The sequence below is a fragment of the Sphingobium sp. AntQ-1 genome (genome assembly GCF_028538045.1).
Taxonomy (GTDB): domain Bacteria; phylum Pseudomonadota; class Alphaproteobacteria; order Sphingomonadales; family Sphingomonadaceae; genus Sphingobium; species Sphingobium cupriresistens.
Genome location: NZ_CP117158.1, coordinates 2,385,189 through 2,407,529 on the forward strand (window position 1 = coordinate 2,385,189; position 22,341 = coordinate 2,407,529).

Consider the following 22,341-nt stretch of genomic DNA (forward strand, 5'->3'; position numbering starts at 1 on the left):
CGCGCGTCGATCATAGGGGGCTGAGTGATTCCGTTCGGCACTTGTCCCCACTAGCGAGACAGAGTTGACGGGCCGTTAAACCTTTTCCGGCAAACCGATTGGGCTATGACTCGTATTCTCCATGTCCTGGACCACAGTCTGCCGCTCCATAGCGGCTACACATTTCGCACCCGCGCGATTCTGCGCGCGCAAATGGCAAAGGGGTGGGAGGTGCGCGGCATCACCGGCCATCGCCATGCGGCGCAGGGGCCGGAGCAGGAGATGGTCGACGGCCTGACCTTCCATCGCACGCCGGGCGAACCGGCCAGCGGCAATCCGCTGATTCGCGAATGGCGCGACATATCGGCCCATGCCGATGCGATCGACGCGCTGGTGCGGGCCTGGCGGCCGGACGTGATCCATGCCCATTCGCCGGTGTTGAACGCCATCGCGGCGCAGCGCGTGGCCAGGCGCCACGGCCTGCCGATGATCTACGAAATCCGCGCCTTCTGGGAAGATGCGGCGGTCGGCAACGGCACCGGGGTCGAGGGCAATCCCCGCTATTGGCTGACCCGCCAGCTTGAAACCCATGCGGTGCGCGCGGCCGATGCCGTGGCGGTGATCTGCGAAGGGCTGCGCGGCGACCTGATCGCGCGCGGCGTGGATGCGGACAAGATCGTGGTGTCGCCCAATGGCGTCGATATGGACCAGTTCGGCACGCCGGTCGATCGCGACCCGGCGCTGACCGCGAAGTTGGGCCTGGAGGGGGCCGACGTGGTCGGCTTCATCGGCAGCTTCTATGATTATGAGGGGCTGGACGACCTGATCGCCGCGATGCCGCGACTCGTGCGCGCCCGGCCCAGGGCGAAGCTGCTGCTGGTCGGCGGCGGCCCGCGCGAACAGGCGCTGCGCGACCAGGCGATGGCGTCGCCCTTCGCCGACCATATCGTATTCGTCGGCCGGGTGCCGCACGACCAGGTCGAACATTATTATGCGCAGGTCGATATATTGGCTTACCCGCGCAAGGCGATGCGGCTGACCGATCTGGTCACGCCGCTAAAGCCGCTGGAGGCGATGGCGCAAGGGCGTCTGGTCGCGGCGTCGAGCGTCGGCGGGCATCGCGAACTGATCGAGGATGGCGTCACCGGCGCCCTGTTCGCGCCCGACGATCCGGCGGCGATCGCCGCGGCGCTGGCGGACCTGTTCGCCAATCGCGACGGATGGGATGAACGCCGGGCCGTGGCCCGCGCGTTCGTCGAGCGCGAGCGTAACTGGTCGTCAAACATTGTGCGTTATGAACCCGTTTACCAGCGGCTGCTGGCGCGTCCCGCACGGACGCGCGCGGCCGCATGAGCAAGGGTTGAACATAAGGTGGCGGCGGGAGTCATCAGCAGGCGGGGCATGGCGATCGCCGCACTGGCCGGTCTGGCGGCTGCGTTGCTGGTGTTGTGGATGCCGGTCGGCCTGGTCGAGATGATCGTGGCGTCGAGCGGCCTCAGCGAAGCGTGGCCGGCCGCGGCGCCGCCGTTGGGATGGAAGGCGCGGCTGATGATGGCGGGTTTCGCCGGCGTCATGGCGATCGGCCTGGTCGGCCTGGCACGCCGCGATGCGGATGCGCCGGAACAAGAAGATGGGAAAGGACGCGCCCATCGCGTCCAGGGAGCACGTAAAATGGGTTTCGCATTCTCCAAGCTGACCGCGCTGGCGCGGGGCCGTGCTGCATCGGGCATCGAACCGGACGCGCCGATCCTGCGGCGCGCCGACGCGCATCCTGATGCGCCGTCACGCCCGCCGATCTTCGCGAGCCGGGACTTTGACGGGATCGACATTTTCCCGCGCGCCGAATCGGGCCGCCGATCGCTGGTGGCGCGTCGCGACCCGGAGCGCGACACGATCGTCCCGCTCGGCAAGCTGCCCATGCCCAGCGCGCCGATGCCGCTGACGGACGCAGAGCTGCCGCAACCCGCCTTCCTGCGGCCGGCCGGTCCCTTTGCCGTTCCGACCCTGGTCGAAGACGATATCGACGATGATGGCGCGGACGAAGATTATGCCACGTTTGAAGCAGCGCCGGTCGCGGCCGAATGGACCGCGCCTGCGATGCCCGCCAGCGTCGCCCAGCCCGCCGAAACAATCCGTCCCGCGCCGCTGCCCATGCCCTCCACCCATGGCCTGTCGATCAGCGAACTGACCGAGCGATTGGAACGCGGGCTTAAACACAGGTCGCGGAAAATGTCGTCGGCCGGGGCCGGTGGCGGTATGATCGCCGACATGCCGGTGGCCTCGGCCGTGCCGGTGCGCAAGACGGTGGAGCAGGATGCCGACGAAGCGCTGCGCGCCGCGCTGGGCGCGCTGCGTTCCATGACCGGGCGACGGTGACAGCCGCCGCCCGGCGCAGGTCTTACCAGTCTTCGATCGTCAGGGCGGACAGTTCCAGCCAGACGCTCTCCATATCCGCATCGCCATCATCGACGCTGATGTCAGCGACGAAATGGCCCGGCAGCACCCATTCGGCATCGGCGAGGCCTGCCATGAAGGCGCTGCCGCGTTCAGGGAAATCCTCGCCGCTCAGGCGCAGCCGCACCATATGGCGCTGCCCTTCGAACAGGGCGCTGGCCCAGGGGCGGCTGACCGCCCGTTCGACGATGGCGGGTTCGCCCGCGCGGGCAAGCAGTTGCGCCAGCAAGGGCGGCAGCGGATGCGCCCTTTTCCTTCCTATTCCTTTATTTCGGATGAGGTTGGCCACGCCGAACTCATGATCCAGACTTGTCATTGGCTGATGCTCCTGCGATAAGTGTTCATGAAATGTTCTACTCGTCTCCTTATGCGATCGCCGGGTTGCCGACCCAGGCGCAGGTCGAAAACCAGGCGTGGATCGCGTGCGCAGCGACGTCCGAAAGTGGTTGGCCGCATCTTAAATTCGCGAAGAAATTGTTCGATCATGCGCAGCAACATTGGCCTTCTTCTCCCCAGTCAGCACGACTCGCCCGCTGCAAGTCGATAGGTTTATTCCTATCTCTAACGCAATTTCCTACTTGTCTAGGAAAATTCCTATCATTATGGATTGGATATGGATGAATCGGAACATACCCGGATTGCGCTCGATCGGCTGATTGCCGAACGGGGGGAGAATTATGCCGATCTGTCCCGGCTGATCGGCCGCAATCCCGCTTATATTCAGCAGTTCATCAAGCGCGGCACGCCACGCAAGCTGGACGAGGAGGATCGGCGCGTGCTGGCGCGCTATTTCGGCGTGCCCGAACAGATGCTGGGCGGCGCGACGGCGCCGGTCGCGGCCCCCGCCCGGATGCGCGGGATGCCCGCGGTGGTCGCGGTGCCGCGGCTGGCGCTGGGCGCGTCGGCGGGGCTGGGATCGCTGGACGAGGATGAGCAGGCGGCGGGCGTGATGGCGTTCGATGCGCGCTGGCTGCGCCATCTGGGCGTGCGACCGCAACGGGTGTCGATCATCCGGGTCGATGGCGAATCGATGGCGCCGACGCTGAACGACGGCGACGACATCATGGTCGATCATGACGATGATGCGGGCCGCCTGCGCGACGGCGTCTATGTGCTGCGGCTGGACGGCGTGCTGATGGTCAAGCGCGTCGCCATGGGGCCGCGGCGCGGTTGGTTCAGCGTGGTGAGCGATAATCCGCATTATCCCGACTGGGCGGATATCGATCCGGCGCTGGTGGATATTGTCGGCCGGGTCGTCTGGAGCGGCAGGCGCTTGCATTAGCGGTGTCCGCCTCCCAATCCGTCAAGTGGATGTTTTCCGACTGGGTCGGGATAGGCGGGGTCGGCACGGTGTTATGCTGCCGTTGAGGCGATGGCGTGGCTGCGCCAGAGGAGTGTCGATTGAACGATAATGGCGCGGTGATCCGCAAGGGACAGGAATGGCGCGGCGCGCCCATGGCGCTGGCGACGGTGGTGTCGACCTGGGGATCGGCGCCGCGGCCGCGCGGCAGCCATATGATCGTCCATGCCGATGGCCGGTTCGAGGGCAGTATTTCGGGCGGCTGCGTGGAAAGCGACGTGTTGCAACGCGCGGCGGAAGTGATCGGCGGGCGCAACGCCCATGTCGAAAGCTATGGCGTGGCCGATGGCGATGCCTGGGAAGTCGGCCTGCCGTGCGGCGGCGAGATCGCGGTGCTGGTCCAGCCGGTGAGCGAGGCCGGCTTCGCGCCCGGATTGTTCGACCGGATCGCCGCCGCCAGCGCGCGCGGCCGGGCGCTGACGCTGGCGACCGACCTGGACAGCGGCGTGACGCGCGAGGCGGCGGGAGAAGGGGATTTCCTCAATCGCTACGATCCGCCGCGCCGTCTGCTGATCGTCGGTGCGGTGCAGATCGCCCAGAGCCTGGTGCCGCTGGCGCAGGCGATCGGCGTAACGCCGGTGGTGATCGACCCGCGCGGCCGGTTCCTGACGGTGGAGCGTTTCCCCGGCGTGGAGCTGGACGACCGCTGGCCCGACGAGGCGATCGCGGCGCGCTTCCCCGGCGAATCGACCGCGGTGGTGACATTGAGCCATGACATCAAGATCGACGACCCTGCGCTGGTGGCGGCGCTCCGCGCATCGACGGGTTATGTCGCGGCGCTGGGATCGCGCAAGAGCCATGCGGCGCGGCTGGAGCGACTGGGGGCGCTGGGCTTCGGGGCCGATGACCTGGCCCGTATCGATGGGCCGGCGGGGCTGGATATCGGCGCGATCGGCGCGGCGGAAATCGCGCTGTCGATCACGGCGGGGATGGTCGCGGGGTTTAACGCGCGACGTTGACCGTCATGCGTGCCCCCTGCCGCAAGAGATGGGCAGGGGACATATCCCCCACGCTGTCGGGCACAAAGGATGGCGCGCCCTAACAAAGCGACGGGATGGATCAATACCCCAAAGGACGTATTGGAGAAATTTCTCGTCGCCAAGCGCCGTTATACAATCGTAATATTACAGGCGCTGTAATGTTCGGCAGGGAACGACTCCAGCGAGAGCCGTTATCCCCTTTGTTTCGGCAGGATATTTTTCAGCAGCAGCGGCCGCCATTCCTGCCGCCGTAGCGCGCTTCCTGCCGGTCCCGAAAAAATTGCGTACGGTCCATGGCTGGCCGGTCGGGATGATGCGCGGCCATGTGGCGCAGATAGGCGTCATAGTCGGGCAGGCCGACCATGAGTCGCGCGGTCTGGCGCAGCGTGGCGAACAGCCCGCTCATTCCGCCGGCGCCAACTGGGAGGGGATTTCGCGCGCCGTGGGCGCGGCGGTCCGCCGGGCGGCGACACAGGTGCGAATGGTGAAGAAGAGCAGCGCCAGCACGACCGCCAGGAACAGCGCCACCAGCGCGGCGTCGATCCGGTCGTTGAAGATGATGCGCTGCATCTCCGCCATGGATTTGGCGGGGGCCAGCACCGTGCCCGCATCCGCCGCTGCGCTGAATTTCGCGGCATGAGCGAGGAAGCCGACCTTGACGTCGGCCGAGAAGAGCTTGAGCCAGCCCGCGGACAGGGTGCAGATCAGCAGCCAGGCGGTGGGGACCAAAGTCACCCAGGCGAACCGGTCGCGCTTCAAGCGGAACAGGACGGCGGTGCCCAGCATCAGTGCGATCGCCGCGAGCATCTGGTTGGAAATGCCGAACACGGGCCAAAGCGTATTCACGCCGCCGAGCGGATCGGTGACGCCCTGATAGAGGAAAAAGCCCCAGGCCGCGACCGTTAGCGCGGTGGCGACGATGCCGGGGACATGGCTTTTCGTATCCTTGAAACTGGGCACGGCCAGCGCGATCAGATCCTGCAACATGAAGCGCCCGGCGCGGGTGCCGGCATCGACGGCCGTCAGTATGAACAAGGCTTCGAACAGGATCGCGAAATGATACCAGAAGGCTTTCATCGCCGGGCCGCCTACGACATGGCTGAAAATCTCCGCCATCGCCACCGCCAGCGTCGGCGCGCCGCCCGCGCGGCTGATGACGCTATGTTCGCCGACATCCTTCGCCGTCTGGGCGATGAGGTCGGGCGAGATCGGGAAGCCCATGGCGGTGACGGCGGCCGACGCGCTGGCCGCGTCCGTGCCGATCAGCGCGGCCGGGCTGTTCATCGTAAAATAGATGCCGGGGTCCAGGATCGATGCGCCGACCAGCGCCATGATCGCCACGAACGCCTCCATCAGCATCGCGCCATAGCCGATCATCGGCGCATGGGCTTCGCTGGCGATCAGCTTGGGGGTGGTGCCGCTGGCGATCAGCGCGTGGAAGCCCGACACCGCCCCGCAGGCGATGGTGATGAACAGGAAGGGGAAGAGGCCGCCCGACCAGACCGGGCCGTTGCCGCCGACGAATTGCGTCAGCGCCGGCATCTTGAGCGGCGGGGCCATGATGACGATGCCGATCGCCAGCGCCGCGATCGCGCCGATCTTGAGGAAGGTGGAGAGATAATCGCGCGGCGCGAGCAGCAGCCAGACCGGCAGGACGGAGGCGACTGCGCCGTAGCCGATCAATATCCAGCAGAGCTGGACCGGGGTGAAGGTGAAGATCGGACCCCAGACCGGCGACAGCGATACCGCCTGGCCATAGACGATCGCCGCCAGCAGGCCGATCAGGCCCAGCAGAGACACTTCCCCGATGCGGCCGGGCCTGATCCAGCGCGTATAGGCGCCCATCGCCATCGCCAGCGGCACGGTGGCGGCGACGGTGAACATGCCCCAGGGGCTTTCCGCCAGCGCCTTCACCACGATCAGCGCCAGCACGGCCAGGATGATGACCATGATCATGAAGGCGCCGAACAGGGCAATGGTGCCTGCGACCTGCCCCATTTCCATGCGGATCAGTTCGCCCAGCGACTTGCCGTCGCGCCGCATGGAGATGAACAGGATCATGAAATCCTGCACCGCCCCCGCCAGTACGACGCCGACGATGATCCATAACGTGCCGGGGAGATAGCCCATCTGCGCCGCCAGAACTGGTCCCACCAGCGGCCCTGCGCCCGCGATCGCCGCGAAATGATGGCCGAACAGGACGGCCTTGTCGGTCGCGACATAGTCCAGGCCATCGGCGCGGAGGATCGCCGGGGTGGGCCGCGCCGGGTCCAGCCGCATCACATGGCGGGCGATGAAGAGGGCGTAATAGCGGTAGGCGACCAGGAAGCAGCTAACCGCCGCGACCACGATCCACAGTGCGTTGACCGCTTCGCCACGCGACACCGCGACGACGGTAAGGGCGATTGCACCGATGATCGCTGTCAAAATCCAGGGTAGGTGCCGGGTCACATGTGCTCCAGAGCGGTTGGGGGGACGTCGGCACCCTAATCCCCCCCAACCGAAACACAACCGCCTAGCGGCGCTGCCGGAACGGCCAGTCTGTGACGCCGCTGGCCCAGAGCGCCCACCAGATGATGACGGGCTGTAGCGCCAGTCGCGGGCCATGATACCACCAGCTCAGATGCACCCCGCCCAGGGGAATGTCGTTGATGGCGTGGTTGATATTGGCCGGCCAGACGCACAGAGCGTAGAGCGCAAGGCCCATGCCCGCCGCGGGGCGCAGGCGCGGGATCATCAGCCCGATCGTGCCGGCCAGTTCGGCCACGCCGGTCAGGGCCACAACCAGTTCGGGCATGGGCACCCAATGCGGCGTGATCGCCAGAAAACCGGCCGGCCGCGACAGATGCGCAATACCGGCAAAGGCGTAGGCGGCGGCCAGAACCAGTCGGCCGATTGTCCGGCCGCGCATCGCGGTCAATGCATCACGTCGATTTCCAGCTCGCCCTCATCCTGCCCATCCCAATAATGGGCGCGCTCGGCATGGACCTTTATCATCACCAGCCCCGGCGTGTCGGCGCCACCCTCGAACCAGAGTTCCAGATCGGGGTTCCAATGCGCGTCGAACTGGGCGCGGTCGCGGATCAGGTCGGCGCGCCCTTCCAGCGCGATGAACAGCGGGCGCTGGCCGAACAGGCCGCTCTTGCCGTGGAAGGACAGGCTGACGCGCGGGTCACGCTCGATATCCCGGACCATCAGCGTGTCTTCGGTGATGAAATAATAGCTGTCGCCGCCATGGGCCACATCCTGATTGTTGCTCATCGGACGGGCGCCGATATGGCCATCCTCCGTATGGGTGGACAGCATGGCAAAATCGATATGCTGCATCTTTTCGGCCAGGCTGGCCATCGTGTGCTGCACCATGGGAGTCTCCTCTACTCGATCCGCTGTTAACGCAGGATGGGCCGAGTCGGGTTCCATCGATCGGATTCGACTCTCGATCGATAAGAACATATCATGAACATAATAGATATGATTCGGGAGTCGCCGTCATGGAAAGCCGCACCACGCCGCTTTACCGCCCCTTCTTCGCGCTGAAGCCGCCGCCGGTCGTCGCGCGGCAGATCGATCATTTCGCCGCGACGCTGGCGCCGGGGGCGGATCGTATCCTGCCCGAACATCAGCATGTCACGCTGGGCATCACGACCGACTGGCCCGACTATCCCTATGAACTGATCAAGGCGCTGCGCCGGGCGGGCGCGGGGATCATGGCGGAGCCGTTCGACCTGCTGATGGACGGTGTGAACTTTGGCGGCCGGTCGGCGGCGTTGCGGCCTTCGCGCAGCATCGCCGGGTTGAAAACGGTGCAGCAGCAGGTCGCCGCCGCGATGGCGCGGGCCGGGGCGACGCCGCGTCCAGGCTGGAGCTTCAGCCCGCACCAAACCCTGTTCTACCGCGACGGCCGGCCCAGGCAGCAGCGCATCGACGGGTTCGGATGGCGGGTGGAGGAGGTGGTCTTGGTGTGCAGCCATGTGGGCCGCACCCGGCATGAGATTATGGGCCGTTGGCCGCTCAGGGGCGATGCGCAATATCGGCTGTTTTAGAGCCTCGCTTGACTTGGTCGCGTCATGTTCCCGCCTGCGCGGGAACACGGGTTACAATATTCAGCGTTTGCGGACGAATTCCGCGCGCAGCACCAGGCCCTTGATCCCGTCATAGCGGCAGTCGATTTCCTGAGCATCGCCGGTCAGGCGGATCGACTTGATGAGCGTGCCGCGCTTGAGCGTCTGGCCTGCGCCCTTGACCGTCAGATCCTTGATCAGCGTAACCTGATCGCCGTCGGCCAGCAGGTTGCCGACCGAATCGCGAACTTCGACGGCGTCACCATCATTTGCGGCTACGGCGTTCGCCGCGCTGATCCATTCGCCGCTGGCTTCGTCATAGACATAATCGTCGTCGTCCATGGCGATCTATCCCTGGGTCACGCTTTGCAGCACGGCGGCGCGCAATTCCGGGATGCCCATGCCTTTCTCGCTCGACGTGACGATGATCTCGGGATGGGCGGCGGGGCGCTTGCGGATCGCGTCGGCGGTGGCCTGAGTCACCGCCGCCAGTTCGCTCGCCTTGATCTTGTCCGCCTTGGTCAGGACGATGCGATAGCTGACCGCCGCGCCATCCAGCATGTCGAGCATGTCATTATCGACGTCCTTGACGCCATGGCGGCTGTCGATCAGCACCAGCGCCCGCTTGAGCGAGGCGCGCCCGCGCAGATAGTCGTTCACCAGGAACTTCCATTTGCGCACGACATCCTTGGGCGCCTTGGCATAGCCATAGCCCGGCATATCGACCAGCCGGAACTGAAGCGGCACGCCCACGTCAAAGAAGTTCAATTCCTGCGTGCGGCCCGGCGTGTTGGATGTGCGGGCCAGGCCATTGCGATTGGTCAGCGCATTGAGCAGCGAGGATTTGCCGACATTGGAGCGGCCCGCGAACGCGACTTCGTTGACGTCCATGTCGGGCAGGAAGTCCAGCGTGGGCGCGGATTTGAGGAAGGCGATCGGGCCGCTGAACAGCTTGCGCGCTTCCTCGATCAGGTCAGTATTTTCTTCTTCTGTCACGTTCTTCTCCGTTCGCCCTGAGTAGCCGCTGAGCTTGTCGAAGCGGTGTATCGAAGGGCCGAAGGCGCGCGATGCTTCGATACGGGCCTTCGACTTCACCTTCGGTGAAGTTTATCCTGAGCGCCTGCTGCAAGCGGGCAGTCGAAGGGCTCAGTCCCTACTCAGCACGAACGGGGACTTGGTAGGGTTATTCACTTCGTCGCGCTCGCCGTGCTCAGCACGGGATGGCGCTTGTACAACCACCATTGCTGCGCCATCGACAGGCAGTTGTTGGTGATCCAGTAGACCAGCAGGCCCGCCGCGAAGGGCGCCATGATGAACATCATCATCCATGGCATGATCGAGAAGATTTGCTGCTGCATCGGGTCCATCTGCGCGGGGTTCAGCTTGAACTGGAAATACATGCTGATGCCCAGCAGCAGCGCCAGCACGCCGATCGCCAGGAAGGACGGCGGGGTGAAGGGCAGCAGGCCGAACAGGTTGAAGATATGCAGCGGGTCGGGCGCGGACAGGTCCTTGATCCACAGCACGAAGGGCTGGTGGCGCATTTCGATCGTCAGCATCAGCACCTTGTAGAGCGCGAAGAAGATCGGGATCTGGATGAAGATGGGCAGGCAGCCGGCGAGCGGGTTGACCTTTTCCGTCTTGTACAGCGCCATCATCTCCTGCTGGAGGCGCGGCTTGTCGTCCTTATATTTCTCCTGCAGCGCCTTCATCTTGGGCTGCACCGCGCGCATCGCCGCCATGCTGGCGAACTGGCGCTGGGCGACCGGGAACATGATCGCGCGAACGACGAAGGTCAGGCAGATGATCGCCACGCCGAAATTGCCGAGCGTTTCGAACAGCCAGTGGAGCAGCGCGAAGATCGGCTGTTCGAACCAGTAGAACCAGCCCCAGTCGATCGCGCGGTCGAACAGCTTCACGCCGTCGCGCTCATAGGCCTGGAGCGTCTTGACTTCCTTTGCGCCGACATAGAGGCGAATGGTCTGGGTTGCGGCCTTGCCGGGCGCGAGCATGGTTGAACCGAGCGCGGCGTCGGCCTGATATTGCGTGCCTGCGCCCTTACGGAACTGGCCCGCGAAATCGGCGTCAGCGCCGGGGACGAGCGCGGAGAGCCAATATTTGTCGGTAAAGCCGATCCAGCCGCCCTTGGACTGGAAGCTTTGGGTCGATGGACCCTCGTCCAGATTTTTATAATTCACGTCATAATTGGCCGCGCCGTTGAACACGCCCATGGGGCCGACATGGATGGTCCAGGTGTCGGGATCCTTGGGGATGCCGGTGCGGCTGATATAGCTGTAGGGCTTGACGCCGACGGCGCCGGCGCCGCTGTTCGACACCTTCTGCGCGGCGGAAATCATGTAATTTTGATCGACGCTCAGGCGGATTTCGAACAACTGGCCCGCACCGTTGTTCCAGGTCAGCGTGACGGGACTCGTCGGCGTCAGCGCGCTGCCTTGAGCGGTCCAGACCGTGTTCTTGTTCGGCGTCTTCAACCCTTCGCCCTGCCAGCCGAAGCCGGCGAAATAGGCGTCCTGCGTGCCGCTGGGGCTATATAGGCGAACGGCGGGCGAATCCTTGTCGATCGTCTCGCGATAGGTTGGCAGCACGATATCGTCGATGCGCGCGCCGCGCAGGTTGATCGATCCGGTCAGCTTGGGCGTGCGGATCGGCACGCGCGGGCTTTCCTTCAGCACGATGGCGCGATCGCGAATCGTGGCCGGACCGTCGGCGGTGTCGGTGCCGGGGGCGGCGACCGGGGTGGTCTTGCCGCCTTCGATCTTCGTCGCGGGCGGATTGGCCGCCGGGAAGAAATAATGCGAGACATAGGGCCAGCCGAACAGGATCGCCGCGGTCAGCAGCACCGCCAGAATGATATTCTTCTTGTCGTCCACGTTGTTCGGCTCCGCCGTCTTATATCTGTGTCAGGGGACCGGGTCGTAGCCCGACCCGCCCCAAGGGTGGCATCGCATTAGCCGCTTGAACCCCAGCCAGCTACCCTTGATCGCGCCATATTTGCGGATCGCCTGAATCGCATATTCCGAACAGGAGGGGGCGTAGCGGCAGGTGGGGGGCAGGACGCGCGAAGGGCCGAGTTGCCAGAAGCGCGCGATCAGGATCAGCAGGCGGCCGATCACGGCTGTTCGCTTGAACGCGCCGCGGGCGTGTCGCTCTTTCTGGCGGTCTTGCCCTTGCGCGGACGCGGCGGGCCGCGCGGCGGGTCGATCGGGCGCGTCATGATCTTGCCCAACGCCTTGCCCAGTTCGGCGTGCAACAGCGCAAAATCGCGTTCGATCCCGCCTTCGCGGCCGATCAGCACATGATCCGCGCCGGCAATGCCATGGGCCGGCAGCAACGCGCGCGCCAGAACGCGAAAGCGGCGCTTCATCCGGTTGCGGATGACGGCGCCGCCAATCTTTTTCGTGACCGTGATGCCGATCCGCATCGCCGGGTCGCCATCGCCGCGTTCGCGCACCAGCAGGACGAAACCCGGCATGGGCGCGCGGCGTCCACGGTTCGCCGCCAGAAAATCCGCACGCCTGCTCATGACGGCAGGCGCGGCGGACGGCGGCGCGTCGATCAGGCGCTCAGGCTCTTGCGGCCGCGCGACCGGCGCGCGCGAATCACATTGCGGCCGCCGGGGGTCGCCATGCGAGCGCGAAAACCGTGACGGCGCTTCCGAACCAGATTGCTCGGCTGAAAAGTGCGCTTCATCGTTCATTCCTCAAAAAACAACTAGAGAATCGGGCGTGACAAAAAAGGGCCGCCAAAACAGCGGCCACCAGTCAGGGGGCGTCCGATAGGCAAAAGGGGGTGGGAAGTCAATGGCGGAAGCGGTTCACGGCGGACCTGCCGTCCGTTCGGGCTGAGCCTGTCGAAGTCCATCGCTGGGCGGAGCGCAGTGGCTTCACTCCCAGCAGAACCCTTCGACTTCGCTCAGGGCGAACGGCGTCCTTGGAACGCTTACTTCCCCCGCGCCGTCGCCACGGCCGCCTTGAGTGCGTCATAGCCGACCGCGCCGCCCAGCACCTGGCCGCCGATCACGAAGGTCGGGGTGCCGCTGGCCTGGAGTTTCTGGGCCAGGGCGATGTTGGACTGGATTTCGGCATCATATTTGGTCGATGCGATCGCCGAATCGGCTTCGGATTTGGTGATGCCCGCTTTCGCCGCCGCCGCGACGATGGTGTCGCGCGTGACCTTGCCCGCGTCATAAAGCGCCTTGTGATAGGGCATATATTGGCCGCGTTCGGCCGCCAGCAGCGATACCTTGGCCGCGGCGCTGCTTTCGTCCGACAGGATGGGCAGTTCGCGATAGACCACCTTCACCTTCGCGTCGCCGGCGACCAGCTTGGCCAGGTCGGGCAGCGAGGCGCGGCAATAGCCGCAGGCATAGTCGAAAAACTCGACCACGGTGACGTCGGCGTTGGTGGCGCCTTCCCACGCCCCGGCATAGGGGGTTTCGAGCGTGCTGCGACTGGCGTCGATCATGCCCGACATGCGTTTGGCCTGCAACTTCTCCACCGCCTGCGGGATGATTTCGGGATGCTCCAGAATGTAATCATGGACGATCTTTTCGATCGCCGCCTTATCCTGGGCGTTGACGCTGGCAGGCGCCTGGGCAGCCAGCGCGATGCCGGCAACGGCGGTCAGGGCGAGTGCGCCAAGGGTCATTTGAATGGTCCTGTTGGAAAGGGCCGTGCGAAAGCTGGGCCGGGTCTGGTCTGTCATGTCTATCTTTTCTTGCGCTGCTGCTCGATCGCCGCGCGGGATGTCATCGCGATATCCTGCGCCCGCAGATAGTCAACCGTGCCGGGCTTCAACCCCTGCATCGCGCCGTCGGCGCTGCGCAGCGCCATGGGATGTTCGCCCATCATGGCGTAGCGTTCCGCGGTCGCCAGCGCCGCGCGGGGCGTGTCGCCGCGCCGTTCATAGACGACGCCCAGTTGATACCAGGCGAAGGGGTTTTCCCGATCGCGTTGCACGGCCAGGCGCAGCACCTGTTCGGCCTCGGCGAAATTCGCCTCATCCTCGGTCGCGATCAGGGCGTGGGACAGCAGCACGGAAATAAGCGGCTGGTTGGTGATCTTCACCGCTTCGCGCAGCGGCGCCACCGCGTCCTTGGGGCGACCGCTTTCGAGCAGGATCTGGCCCTTGAGTTCCAGGAAATAGGGGTCGTCCGGCGCGGCGGCGAGCAGGGCGTCGGCTTCGGCCAGCGCCTTTTGCGGATAGGCGCTCTTATGCCAGGCATAGGCGCGGGCATAATGGGCCGGCATCGACTGGTCGGTTTCGGGATATTTCTGCAAGGTCTGGGTGGGTTCGGACACGAAGCCGATCAGCTTGGCCTTGATCCGTTCGAACCTTTGTTCGAGCGCCAGGTCGACCGGCCGCTCCCAGGCCGGATCGACGCTATAGACTTCGCGCAGCACATTGATGCGTTCGCCTGACAGAGGGTGGGTGCGGCCGTAACTATTGTCCTGCGGGATGGCGAGCCGATATTCCTGATTCTGCAGCTTCTTGAAAAATTCCAGGCTGCCCTTGCCGCTCAGGCCCGCCTTCGACAGGTAGCGCGCGCCGGCCAGATCCGCCGAGCTTTCCTGCCCACGGGAGAATGCCAGGAATTTGGTCATCGCCGCTTGCTGGCCCAGGCCCATGATGCCCATGCCTGCTTCCGCGCCGCCCGCCGCGATCGCCGCGGCGCCCAGCACCAGGCTGAGCAGGGTGACGCTGGTGGCTTCCTTGATCCCCTCGCCCGAACGGATGATATGGCCGCCCTCTATATGGCCCAGTTCATGCGCGACCACGCCCTGCAACTGGTTCACATTGTCGGCCTGGGCGATCAGGCCGCTATGGACCCAGACATATTGGCCGCCCGCGACGAAGGCGTTGATCTCCGGGTCGTTGATGACCATGACCTGGACGTTTTTCGGCTCCATGCCGGCTGCCTTGACCAACTGGCCCGACATGTCGGCCATGAAGGATTCGGTTTCGGCATCGCGCAATATCTGCTGGGCGAGGGCCGGGCGCACCATGCAGGCGAGCGCGGCGATCGCCAGCGCGCAAAATTTAAGCCGCCGCATCAGGAGCGGGCCGTTGGCAGGGAGAAGCAGACGGTCACAGCGGCGTCGTGCCAAGGCCGGGCTGAACCTGCCGTGAAGCAGGGGGCGCAACGAAAAGCGCCGCTGCGCACCGGTCGGAACCGGATGGGCAGCGGCGCTTGTTCATAACAGCCTAAGTCCGACCTTATTGGCCGAAGGTGCGCTGCCACCAGCCACGGCGCGGTTCGCCATCTTCGCCTACGCCATCCTCGCCATTGCCGGCGTCGGCGGTTTCGGCGACTGGCGTCTGAGGCGCGGCGGCTTCGGCAGCGGCTTCGACCGCGGGTGCGGCGTCTTCAGCCTCCGCTTCGGCGACGACGGCCTTCTTGCGGCGCGGACGCTTGGGCTTGGCCGGCGCCTCCTCGGCAACGGGCGCCTCGGCGACAGGGGCGGCTTCCTCGGCAACGACATCCGCTTCCGCTGCGACAGGCTTCTTGCGACGGGGGCGCTTGGGCTTGGCCGGGACCTCCTCGGCAACGGCTTCGACCGGCGCGGCCTCGGCGGCGACTTCCGCCACCGGCTCGGCCACGGTTTCGGCTACCGGAACGACATCCGCATTGGCTTTGCGCGCGCGGGGGCGGCGACGGGTCTTGGGCGCGTCCTCGGCGGGCGCTTCCTCGACCACGGCTTCGGTAGCTGGGGCCTCGACCACCGGCTCGGCGACCTCGCCAACGGTCTCTTCCGATTCGCCTGTGTCGGCTTCGAGCGTCGCAGCGTCTTCGCTACCTTCGCGACGGCGACGACCCCCACGGCGACCGCGACGACCGCGGCGGCGTGCGCTACCCTCTTCGTCATCGGCGGCAGTAGCGGCTTCCACCGGTGCGTCGTTCGCGTCTTCGGCGATGACGACGTCCTCGTCTTCATCCTCCGATTCCGCGTCGCCATTGTCGCTGGCGTCTTCACCGGCACGATTCTCCTCGCGCTGACCCCCACGACGGCGACGGCGACGGCGACGACGGCGTCCGCCATCGCGGTCTTCGTCCGCGCGCTCGCCTCGGTTGCTGCGGTCCTCCTGCTCGGTTTCGGCTTCGGCTTCCTCGACCTCTTCCTCTTCCTCCTCCTCGATGACGTCCAGATCGTCGTCCTCTTCCGGCAGCGGCGCATAGCTGACGACACGCTCAGGCCGCGGGCCGCTGGCCTCGACCGACATGCGCGCGCCTTCGATCTCGCCATCGGGCAGGATTTCGATGCGCACGCCATAGCGCTGCTCGATCTCGTCCAGTTCGCGGCGCTTGTTGTTGAGGACGTAGAAGGCCGCTTCCTGGCTGGCGCGCAGGGTGATGAGGTTGCCGCGACCGCGCGCCGCTTCCTCTTCCAACATGCGCAGCGCGCCCAGGCCCGCCGACGATGCGGTGCGGACCAGGCCGGTGCCTTCGCAATGCGGGCACTGGCGGGTGGACGCTTCCAGAACGCCGGTGCGCAGGCGCTGGCGGCTCATTTCCATCAGGCCGAAGCCGGAGATGCGGCCGACCTGGATGCGGGCGCGATCGTCCTTCAGCGCCTCCTTCATCGCCTTCTCGACCTTACGGATGTTGGAGTTCACCTCCATGTCGATAAAGTCGATGACGACGAGGCCGGCCATGTCGCGCAGGCGCAGCTGACGCGCGATTTCACGCGCAGCTTCCAGGTTGGTCGCCACGGCCGTCTGTTCTATGCCATGTTCGCGGGTCGAGCGCCCTGAGTTGATGTCGATCGACACCAGAGCCTCGGTCGGGTTGATGACCAGATAGCCGCCGGACTTGAGCTGGACGACGGGGTTGTACATCGCCGCCAGCTGTTCCTCGACGCTGGCGCGCTGGAACAGCGACACCGGATCGGCATATTGCTTCACGCGACGCACATGGCTGGGCATCAGCAGGCGCATGAAGTCCTTGGCGGCGCGATAGCCATGCTCGCCCTCGACGATGACCTCTTCGATATCCTTGTTGTAGATGTCGCGGATCGCTCGCTTGATGAGGTCGCTGTCATTATGGACCAGCGCGGGCGCGGCGGCGCTCAGCGTCTTTTCGCGAATCTCGTCCCACAGGCGGGCGAGATAGTCGAAGTCGCGCTTGATTTCCGGCTTGGTGCGCTGGAGGCCCGCGGTGCGCACGATGCAGCCCATGGAAGAAGGCAGCGCCATTTCGGCGATGATCGTCTTCAACCGCTTGCGGTCGGCCGCATTGCTGATCTTGCGCGAAATGCCGCCGCCATGGCTGGTGTTGGGCATCAGCACGCAATAGCGGCCGGCGAGCGACAAATAGGTGGTCAGCGCGGCGCCCTTGTTGCCGCGTTCCTCCTTGACGACCTGGACCAGCAGCACCTGGCGGCGCTTGATGACGTCCTGAATCTTGTACCGGCGGCGCAGGGCCATGCGCTTGCGGCGCAGTTCGTCGGCGGCTTCGTCGCCCCCGCGGCCACGACCGCGTCCGCCGCGACGGCCGTTCGGCGCGCTGTTGGTCCCGTCGTTTGCGCCTTCGCCTTCGGTCTGCTCGGCGTCTTCGCCCGGCTCTTCATCGTCATGATGATGGCTCGCTTCGACATATTCCACGCCGCCTTCGGGCGCGATGGAGTCGTGGTCCAGATCATGATCGTCATCGTCGAAATCGGCGCGCAGCGCGGCTTCTTCCTCGGCATGGGCGCGTTCTTCGCGCAGCAATGCCTCGCGGTCTTCACGCGGGATTTGATAATAATCCGGGTGGATTTCGCTGAAAGCGAGGAAGCCATGGCGGTTGCCGCCATAATCCACGAAGGCCGCCTGGAGCGAAGGCTCTACGCGGGTGACCTTGGCCAGATAGATATTGCCCTTGAGCTGCTTGTGCTCAGCGGACTCGAAGTCGAATTCCTCGATCCGGTTACCCTTGACGACCGCGACCCGGGTCTCTTCCCGGTGGCGCGCGTCGATCAGCATACGCATTGTCATTTACATGTCTCCGGCGTGGACGGGCTGCGGCACAGGGCCGCGCCGCCACGCGATAGTGAAGGGACGGCCGGGCGCGCTCCGTTAAGGGCGCGGATGTCGGCATCGTCCAGGTTTGAAGGAAATTATGCGCGTCTGCTGCGTCGGCAGGGCCGGACAAATCGCCGGGCCGGACCATCCACGCCGCATCGCCCGTTACCGGGGCAAGCGTGGAATGGAAATCATGCCTCATGCAGCGTCAACCTGTTTGCGACACTGCGGGGGGCAAATACTGCCTCCGCCGGTGCCTGTCTCATTGCCCCGCAAGGCTGCCATGATATCGGCAAGTCTTTCGGGAATATGAATGGGTAGCAGTCAAATACCGACGGGGCAACGGCCGCCTGAAATATAATGCCTTGTCCGCCGGTCGGGCTGTCGATGCCCAATTCATCGTGAAGGACGGGTTAACCCTCTCATTTTACCGGGCCACAAGGAGCGATGCTTAATCCGGAATTTAGCGTGGGGACGCTGAACGGATTAGCCCAAATGAAATTTGGCTGGACGGCCGACAGGCGCGCGTCGCACAAGCGACGTATGCTCCAAAGCATTGCCCTGGCAGGCACGATATTGATGGCGGTCCCCGGCAGCGCCGGCGGCATATCCGGCGTGGACGTGCAGGACGATATCGTCGTCGTGCGCTTCGACGACCGTGTGGACGGGGCTTCGGCCTTTCTGCTGGATTCGCCGCGCCGCATCGCGCTCGACATCAACGGCGCGCAAATGGGCAGGGGACGGTTCACGCCGGGCAACGGCGCGATCGCCGCGGTGCGCCAGGGCCAGTTGAGCGGCGACACGGCGCGCGTGGTGCTGGACCTCTCCACCCCCGCGACGCTGGGCAATGCGCGGCTGGCGCAGGACGGAAAGTCGCTCAGCTTCTCGCTGCAGGGCGTGAGCGACAGCCGGTTCCGCGCCGAAGTGGGCAAGGGGCGCACGCGCTTCGACGGCCCTGCCGACATGGCGGCGCGTCCGCAAAAGCGCATCCATTCGATCACCGTGCCGATCCCCGCCGCGGCGCGCGGGGTGTCGCTGCCGCAGGTGGAGGGGGCGCATGACGGCGCCCGGCCGCTGGTGGTGATCGACGCGGGTCATGGCGGTCATGATCCCGGCGCGATCAACAAGGAAAATGGCAAGCGCGAGAAAGACGTTACGCTGGCCATCGCCCAGGCGATTCGCGACCAGTTGGTCAAGTCCGGCCGGGTGCGCGTGGCGCTGACCCGCGACGACGACAAATTCCTGGTGTTGCAGGAACGCTATGGCATCGCCCGCAAGCTGGGGGCGGACCTGTTCATTTCTGTCCATGCCGACGCGGCGGAAAATACCGAGGCGCACGGCGCGACCGTCTACACCCTGTCCGAAACCGCATCAGACCGTGAAGCGGCGCGGCTGGCGGCGCGAGAGAATAAGGCGGACATCATCAACGGCGTCAATCTGGGCGGCCAGTCGGGTGACGTCTCGTCCATCCTGATCGACCTGACCCAGCGCGAATCGATGAATATATCGGCCAACTTTGCGCGGCTGTTGCAGCGGGAGGCTGCGCCCTATGTGCCGTTCCGCAGCGCCTATCACCGTTTCGCCTCGCTGATGGTGCTCAAGGCCCCGGACACGCCGTCGATCCTGTTCGAAACCGGCTATATCAGCAACGCCGACGACAGCGCCTTCCTTTCCTCGAGCGAGGGGCAGGGCAAGATCGCCCGCGGCGTCGCCCGCGCGATCGAGGTGCATTTCGCCCGCAAGCTGGCGATGCGCGACGGGGCTGCGGGGGGCTGAACGCAGCCATAAAAGCGCAAAGACCGTTCGCCCTGAGCCTGTCGAAGGGCGTTGCGCGCGCCCTTCGACAGGCTCAGGGCGAACGGATGTCGGAGGGTGGGGGCAAGAGTTGCGGCGGATCGCGTCATGCCCACTGGTCTTGGCGATAATTTGACCCTAGAGCCTCTTCCCTATGGAAGAGGCCCGTTCCGAACCCGCCCCGTCGTCCTTCGCCTATCGCCTGCGCCGCGACGCGGGGGGCTTTTTCGGCCGTCTGCGTCCCTTGTGGCAACGCCGCTGGGTGCGGTGGGCGTCGATTTTGCTGGGCGGCTTCGCGCTGTTCTGCGCCTTGTTCTGGCTGATTTTCGCGCGCGGCCTGCCTGACGCGGCGACGCTGCTGGAATATGAGCCGCCGCTGCCGACCATCGTGCGCGACATCAATGGCCAGCCGGTCCACAGCTATGCCCGCGAACGCCGCGTCCAGTTGCAATATAGCGATTATCCCCCGCTGCTCATCCGCGCCTATCTGGCGGCGGAGGACAAGACCTTCTTCGAACATCATGGCGTCGATATTCCCGGCTTCGCCGGCGCGGTGGTCGATTATGCCAGCAAGCTCGGCTCCGGCCAGCGCGCCCGCGGCGGCTCCACCATCACCCAGCAGGTCGCCAAGAACCTGCTGATCGGTGACGAATATTCGCCCACGCGCAAGGTGAAGGAGATGATCCTCGCCTACCGCATGGAAAATGTGCTGAGCAAGCAGCAGATCCTCGAACTCTATCTCAACCAGATTTTCCTCGGCCGGAACGCCTATGGCGTCCAGGCCGCCGCGCGCGCCTATTTCGACAAGGATGTCGCCGACCTCCAGCTACACGAAATGGCCTATCTGTCGATCCTGCCCAAGGGGCCGGCCAATTACCGCCCCGAAAGCGAAACCGGTCACGCCCGTGCGCTCGACCGGCGCAACTGGTCTCTGGGCGAGATGGAGAAGAATGGCTGGATCACCGCAGCGCAGCGCGACGCGGCGATCGCCCAGCCGCTCGGCACCGTCGCCGCCCATGGCTCCAGCTTCGACGCGCGCGCGGGCGGCTATTATATGGAGGAGGTCCGCCGTCGCCTGATCGGGCTGTTCGGCGAAAAGGCCGACGACGGCCCCAACAGCGTCTATGCCGGCGGCCTGTGGGTGCGCAGCCCCTATGATCCGGTGGTGCAGGACGGCGTCGCCACCGCGCTGCGCAACGGCCTGCTCCGCTTCGACGCCGGACGCGGCTGGTCCGGTCCGGTCGGCCACATCAATATCGACAATGGCTGGGAACGCGAACTGGCGGCCAGCTATATCGACGTCGATTATGCGCAATGGCGCGTCGCCGTCGTCATCAGCCGGACCTCGTCCGAGGCGCAGATCGGCTTTGCCGACGGCAGCACCGGCGCGCTGCCCGCCGGATCGGCGCAAATGCCCTATCGCAAGGTCGGCGGGCCGGCCTTTTCCGCGATGAAGCCCGGCGACCTGATCGTCGTGGCGCGCAACGGGGCGAGTTGGGCGCTGCGCTCCATTCCCGAAGTGTCGGGCGGCATGGTGGCCGAAGAAGTCCATTCGGGCCGCATCCGCGCGATGCAGGGCGGCTTCGATTCGCGCCTGTCCTCCTACAACCGCGCGACGCAGGCGATGCGCCAGCCCGGCTCCACCATCAAGCCGTTCGTCTATGCCGCCGCGCTCGACAATGGCATGACCCCGGCATCGATCATCGTGGATGGCCCCTTGTGCGTCTATCAGGGCGCGGGCCTGGGCCAGAAATGCTTCCGCAACTTCTCCGGCGGCAGCGCCGGGCCGCAGACGATGCGCTGGGGCGTGGAGCAGTCGCGCAACCTGATGACCGTGCGCGCCGCCAGCCAGACCGGCATGGACCGGGTCGTGCGCACCATCAAGAATATGGGGATCGGCGATTATCAGCCCTATCTCTCCTTCGCGCTGGGCGCGGGCGAGACGACGGTGGAACGGATGGTCAACGCCTATGCCACGCTCGCCAACCAAGGGCGGCAATTCCCGTCCAAGGTGATGGATTATGTGCAGGACCGGCGCGGCAAGGTGATCTGGCCGGAGCGCTGGCGCGCCTGCGACGGGTGCAACATGGCCAATTGGGACGGCAAGCCGATGCCCCGCTTCGGCATGGAGGGCAAGCAGGTCATGAACCCGATGACCGCCTATCAGGTCGTTCACATCGCCGAAGGCGTGGTGCAGCGCGGCACCGCGACGGTGCTGGCGGACCTCAAGCGCCCTCTGTTCGGCAAGACCGGCACCACCAACGGCCCGACCAACGTCTGGTTCGTGGGCGGATCGCCCGATCTCGTCGCTGGCGTCTATATCGGCTACGACCAGCCGCGCAGCCTGGGCGGCTGGGCGCAGGGCGGGAGGATCGCCGCGCCGATCTGGAAGGCGGCGATGGCGCCCATCCTGGAAACCATGCCCAAGACACCATTTGTTGCGCCTGCGGGCGTGCGCATGGTCGCGATCGATCGCCGGTCGGGCAAGCGCGTCTATGGCGCCTGGCCGACCAGCGAGCCGAAGGCCGCGGTGATCTGGGAAGCGTTCAAGCCCGAATCCGAACCGCGCCGCACGATCCGCAAGGAGGAAGCGGAGGAACAGGCCAAGGTCGCCGCCGCAAGGACGGTGACCGGCCGTACCCGCCAGCGCAGCGACGCCGACTTTCTGGAAGGGCAGGGCGGGATTTATTGA

The 22,341-nt window shown here is 65.5% G+C and carries 21 protein-coding genes; 7 read left to right on the top strand and 14 right to left on the bottom strand.

Annotation, left to right across the window (positions count from 1 at the left end; genetic code table 11):
- Window positions 1-105: 105 nt before the first annotated feature.
- Both sphantq_RS11945 and sphantq_RS11950 read left to right on the top strand, forming a co-directional pair.
- Complete coding sequence (locus sphantq_RS11945; protein ID WP_066599734.1) at window positions 106-1,332, top strand: TIGR04063 family PEP-CTERM/XrtA system glycosyltransferase; 1,227 nt, start codon at window positions 106-108, stop codon at window positions 1,330-1,332.
- Window positions 1,333-1,380: 48 nt separating this feature from the next.
- A complete protein-coding gene (locus sphantq_RS11950) occupies window positions 1,381-2,355 on the top strand; it encodes a hypothetical protein (RefSeq protein WP_066599736.1) in 975 nt (324 codons plus the stop codon).
- A 22-nt stretch (window positions 2,356-2,377) separates the two neighbouring features.
- On the opposite strand, the gene sphantq_RS11955 is transcribed toward sphantq_RS11950, so the two are convergent.
- Window positions 2,378-2,749: a hypothetical protein gene (locus tag sphantq_RS11955; protein ID WP_272798583.1), complete on the bottom strand. Its 372-nt coding sequence runs from the start codon at window positions 2,747-2,749 to the stop codon at window positions 2,378-2,380.
- A gap of 297 nt (window positions 2,750-3,046) precedes the next feature.
- Between sphantq_RS11955 and sphantq_RS11965 the strand changes: the two genes are divergently transcribed.
- Both sphantq_RS11965 and sphantq_RS11970 read left to right on the top strand, forming a co-directional pair.
- Complete coding sequence (locus sphantq_RS11965) at window positions 3,047-3,715, top strand: S24 family peptidase (RefSeq protein WP_066599752.1); 669 nt, start codon at window positions 3,047-3,049, stop codon at window positions 3,713-3,715.
- Between the two features lie 119 nt (window positions 3,716-3,834).
- On the top strand, window positions 3,835-4,752 hold the full coding sequence (locus sphantq_RS11970; RefSeq protein ID WP_272798584.1) for an XdhC family protein: 918 nt from the start codon (window positions 3,835-3,837) through the stop codon (window positions 4,750-4,752).
- Window positions 4,753-4,993: 241 nt separating this feature from the next.
- Here the strand turns inward: sphantq_RS11970 and sphantq_RS11975 are convergent, their stop codons facing one another.
- From sphantq_RS11975 to sphantq_RS11990, 4 genes are all read right to left on the bottom strand, one after another.
- Window positions 4,994-5,179, bottom strand: coding sequence for a YbdD/YjiX family protein (locus sphantq_RS11975; protein ID WP_066599759.1), 186 nt, complete (start codon window positions 5,177-5,179; stop codon window positions 4,994-4,996).
- Window positions 5,176-7,224, bottom strand: a complete 2,049-nt coding sequence (locus sphantq_RS11980; protein WP_129925717.1) for a carbon starvation CstA family protein — start codon at window positions 7,222-7,224, stop codon at window positions 5,176-5,178. Before sphantq_RS11980 ends, sphantq_RS11975 begins: the two co-directional genes overlap by 4 nt.
- 64 nt (window positions 7,225-7,288) lie before the next feature.
- A complete protein-coding gene (locus sphantq_RS11985; protein WP_272798585.1) occupies window positions 7,289-7,684 on the bottom strand; it encodes a DoxX family protein in 396 nt (131 codons plus the stop codon).
- Window positions 7,685-7,689: 5 nt separating this feature from the next.
- Entirely contained in the window at window positions 7,690-8,136 is a 447-nt protein-coding gene (locus sphantq_RS11990; protein WP_272798586.1) for a pyridoxamine 5'-phosphate oxidase family protein, read from the bottom strand.
- 128 nt (window positions 8,137-8,264) lie between these two features.
- On the opposite strand from sphantq_RS11990, the gene sphantq_RS11995 reads away from it, so the two are divergent.
- A complete protein-coding gene (locus sphantq_RS11995) occupies window positions 8,265-8,816 on the top strand; it encodes a 2'-5' RNA ligase family protein (RefSeq protein ID WP_066599767.1) in 552 nt (183 codons plus the stop codon).
- Between the two features lie 60 nt (window positions 8,817-8,876).
- Here the strand turns inward: sphantq_RS11995 and sphantq_RS12000 are convergent, their stop codons facing one another.
- The 9 genes from sphantq_RS12000 to sphantq_RS12040 form a co-directional block, all read right to left on the bottom strand.
- Complete coding sequence (locus sphantq_RS12000) at window positions 8,877-9,176, bottom strand: alkylphosphonate utilization protein (RefSeq protein ID WP_066599770.1); 300 nt, start codon at window positions 9,174-9,176, stop codon at window positions 8,877-8,879.
- A gap of 6 nt (window positions 9,177-9,182) precedes the next feature.
- Window positions 9,183-9,830 (bottom strand): ribosome biogenesis GTP-binding protein YihA/YsxC, encoded by a 648-nt coding sequence (yihA, locus tag sphantq_RS12005; protein ID WP_272798587.1) that lies wholly within the window; start codon window positions 9,828-9,830, stop codon window positions 9,183-9,185.
- Window positions 9,831-10,021: 191 nt separating this feature from the next.
- Window positions 10,022-11,725 (bottom strand): membrane protein insertase YidC, encoded by a 1,704-nt coding sequence (yidC, locus tag sphantq_RS12010; RefSeq protein WP_272798588.1) that lies wholly within the window; start codon window positions 11,723-11,725, stop codon window positions 10,022-10,024.
- A 30-nt stretch (window positions 11,726-11,755) separates the two neighbouring features.
- On the bottom strand, window positions 11,756-11,968 hold the full coding sequence (gene yidD, locus sphantq_RS12015; protein WP_066599775.1) for a membrane protein insertion efficiency factor YidD: 213 nt from the start codon (window positions 11,966-11,968) through the stop codon (window positions 11,756-11,758).
- The gene (gene rnpA, locus sphantq_RS12020; RefSeq protein WP_272798589.1) at window positions 11,965-12,378 is read right to left on the bottom strand and encodes a ribonuclease P protein component; all 414 of its coding nucleotides are present in this window, start codon (window positions 12,376-12,378) and stop codon (window positions 11,965-11,967) included. Before rnpA ends, yidD begins: the two co-directional genes overlap by 4 nt.
- 32 nt (window positions 12,379-12,410) lie before the next feature.
- Window positions 12,411-12,545 (bottom strand): 50S ribosomal protein L34, encoded by a 135-nt coding sequence (rpmH, locus tag sphantq_RS12025; protein WP_021317369.1) that lies wholly within the window; start codon window positions 12,543-12,545, stop codon window positions 12,411-12,413.
- 249 nt (window positions 12,546-12,794) lie between these two features.
- A complete protein-coding gene (locus sphantq_RS12030) occupies window positions 12,795-13,559 on the bottom strand; it encodes a DsbA family protein (protein ID WP_066599777.1) in 765 nt (254 codons plus the stop codon).
- A 2-nt stretch (window positions 13,560-13,561) separates the two neighbouring features.
- On the bottom strand, window positions 13,562-14,908 hold the full coding sequence (locus sphantq_RS12035; RefSeq protein WP_272798590.1) for a M48 family metalloprotease: 1,347 nt from the start codon (window positions 14,906-14,908) through the stop codon (window positions 13,562-13,564).
- 163 nt (window positions 14,909-15,071) lie between these two features.
- Window positions 15,072-17,828 (bottom strand): Rne/Rng family ribonuclease, encoded by a 2,757-nt coding sequence (locus sphantq_RS12040; RefSeq protein WP_272798591.1) that lies wholly within the window; start codon window positions 17,826-17,828, stop codon window positions 15,072-15,074.
- A 522-nt stretch (window positions 17,829-18,350) separates the two neighbouring features.
- On the opposite strand from sphantq_RS12040, the gene sphantq_RS12045 reads away from it, so the two are divergent.
- Both sphantq_RS12045 and sphantq_RS12050 read left to right on the top strand, forming a co-directional pair.
- Window positions 18,351-19,631, top strand: a complete 1,281-nt coding sequence (locus tag sphantq_RS12045) for an N-acetylmuramoyl-L-alanine amidase (protein ID WP_129925721.1) — start codon at window positions 18,351-18,353, stop codon at window positions 19,629-19,631.
- A gap of 172 nt (window positions 19,632-19,803) precedes the next feature.
- Entirely contained in the window at window positions 19,804-22,341 is a 2,538-nt protein-coding gene (locus tag sphantq_RS12050; RefSeq protein ID WP_129925722.1) for a penicillin-binding protein 1A, read from the top strand.

Excerpts from the sequence above, each read along its gene's own strand:
- sphantq_RS11945 (WP_066599734.1), top strand. The coding sequence starts at position 106 with ATGACTCGTATTCTCCATGTCCTGGACCACAGTCTGCCGCTCCATAGC.
- sphantq_RS11950 (WP_066599736.1), top strand. The coding sequence starts at position 1,381 with ATGGCGATCGCCGCACTGGCCGGTCTGGCGGCTGCGTTGCTGGTGTTG.
- sphantq_RS11955 (WP_272798583.1), bottom strand. The coding sequence starts at position 2,749 with ATGACAAGTCTGGATCATGAGTTCGGCGTGGCCAACCTCATCCGAAAT.
- sphantq_RS11965 (WP_066599752.1), top strand. The coding sequence starts at position 3,047 with ATGGATGAATCGGAACATACCCGGATTGCGCTCGATCGGCTGATTGCC.
- sphantq_RS11975 (WP_066599759.1), bottom strand. The coding sequence starts at position 5,179 with ATGAGCGGGCTGTTCGCCACGCTGCGCCAGACCGCGCGACTCATGGTC.
- sphantq_RS11985 (WP_272798585.1), bottom strand. The coding sequence starts at position 7,684 with ATGCGCGGCCGGACAATCGGCCGACTGGTTCTGGCCGCCGCCTACGCC.
- sphantq_RS11990 (WP_272798586.1), bottom strand. The coding sequence starts at position 8,136 with ATGGTGCAGCACACGATGGCCAGCCTGGCCGAAAAGATGCAGCATATC.
- sphantq_RS11995 (WP_066599767.1), top strand. The coding sequence starts at position 8,265 with ATGGAAAGCCGCACCACGCCGCTTTACCGCCCCTTCTTCGCGCTGAAG.
- sphantq_RS12000 (WP_066599770.1), bottom strand. The coding sequence starts at position 9,176 with ATGGACGACGACGATTATGTCTATGACGAAGCCAGCGGCGAATGGATC.
- rnpA (WP_272798589.1), bottom strand. The coding sequence starts at position 12,378 with ATGAGCAGGCGTGCGGATTTTCTGGCGGCGAACCGTGGACGCCGCGCG.
- rpmH (WP_021317369.1), bottom strand. The coding sequence starts at position 12,545 with ATGAAGCGCACTTTTCAGCCGAGCAATCTGGTTCGGAAGCGCCGTCAC.
- sphantq_RS12030 (WP_066599777.1), bottom strand. The coding sequence starts at position 13,559 with ATGACAGACCAGACCCGGCCCAGCTTTCGCACGGCCCTTTCCAACAGG.
- sphantq_RS12035 (WP_272798590.1), bottom strand. The coding sequence starts at position 14,908 with ATGCGGCGGCTTAAATTTTGCGCGCTGGCGATCGCCGCGCTCGCCTGC.
- sphantq_RS12040 (WP_272798591.1), bottom strand. The coding sequence starts at position 17,828 with ATGACAATGCGTATGCTGATCGACGCGCGCCACCGGGAAGAGACCCGG.
- sphantq_RS12045 (WP_129925721.1), top strand. The coding sequence starts at position 18,351 with ATGAAATTTGGCTGGACGGCCGACAGGCGCGCGTCGCACAAGCGACGT.
- sphantq_RS12050 (WP_129925722.1), top strand. The coding sequence starts at position 19,804 with ATGGAAGAGGCCCGTTCCGAACCCGCCCCGTCGTCCTTCGCCTATCGC.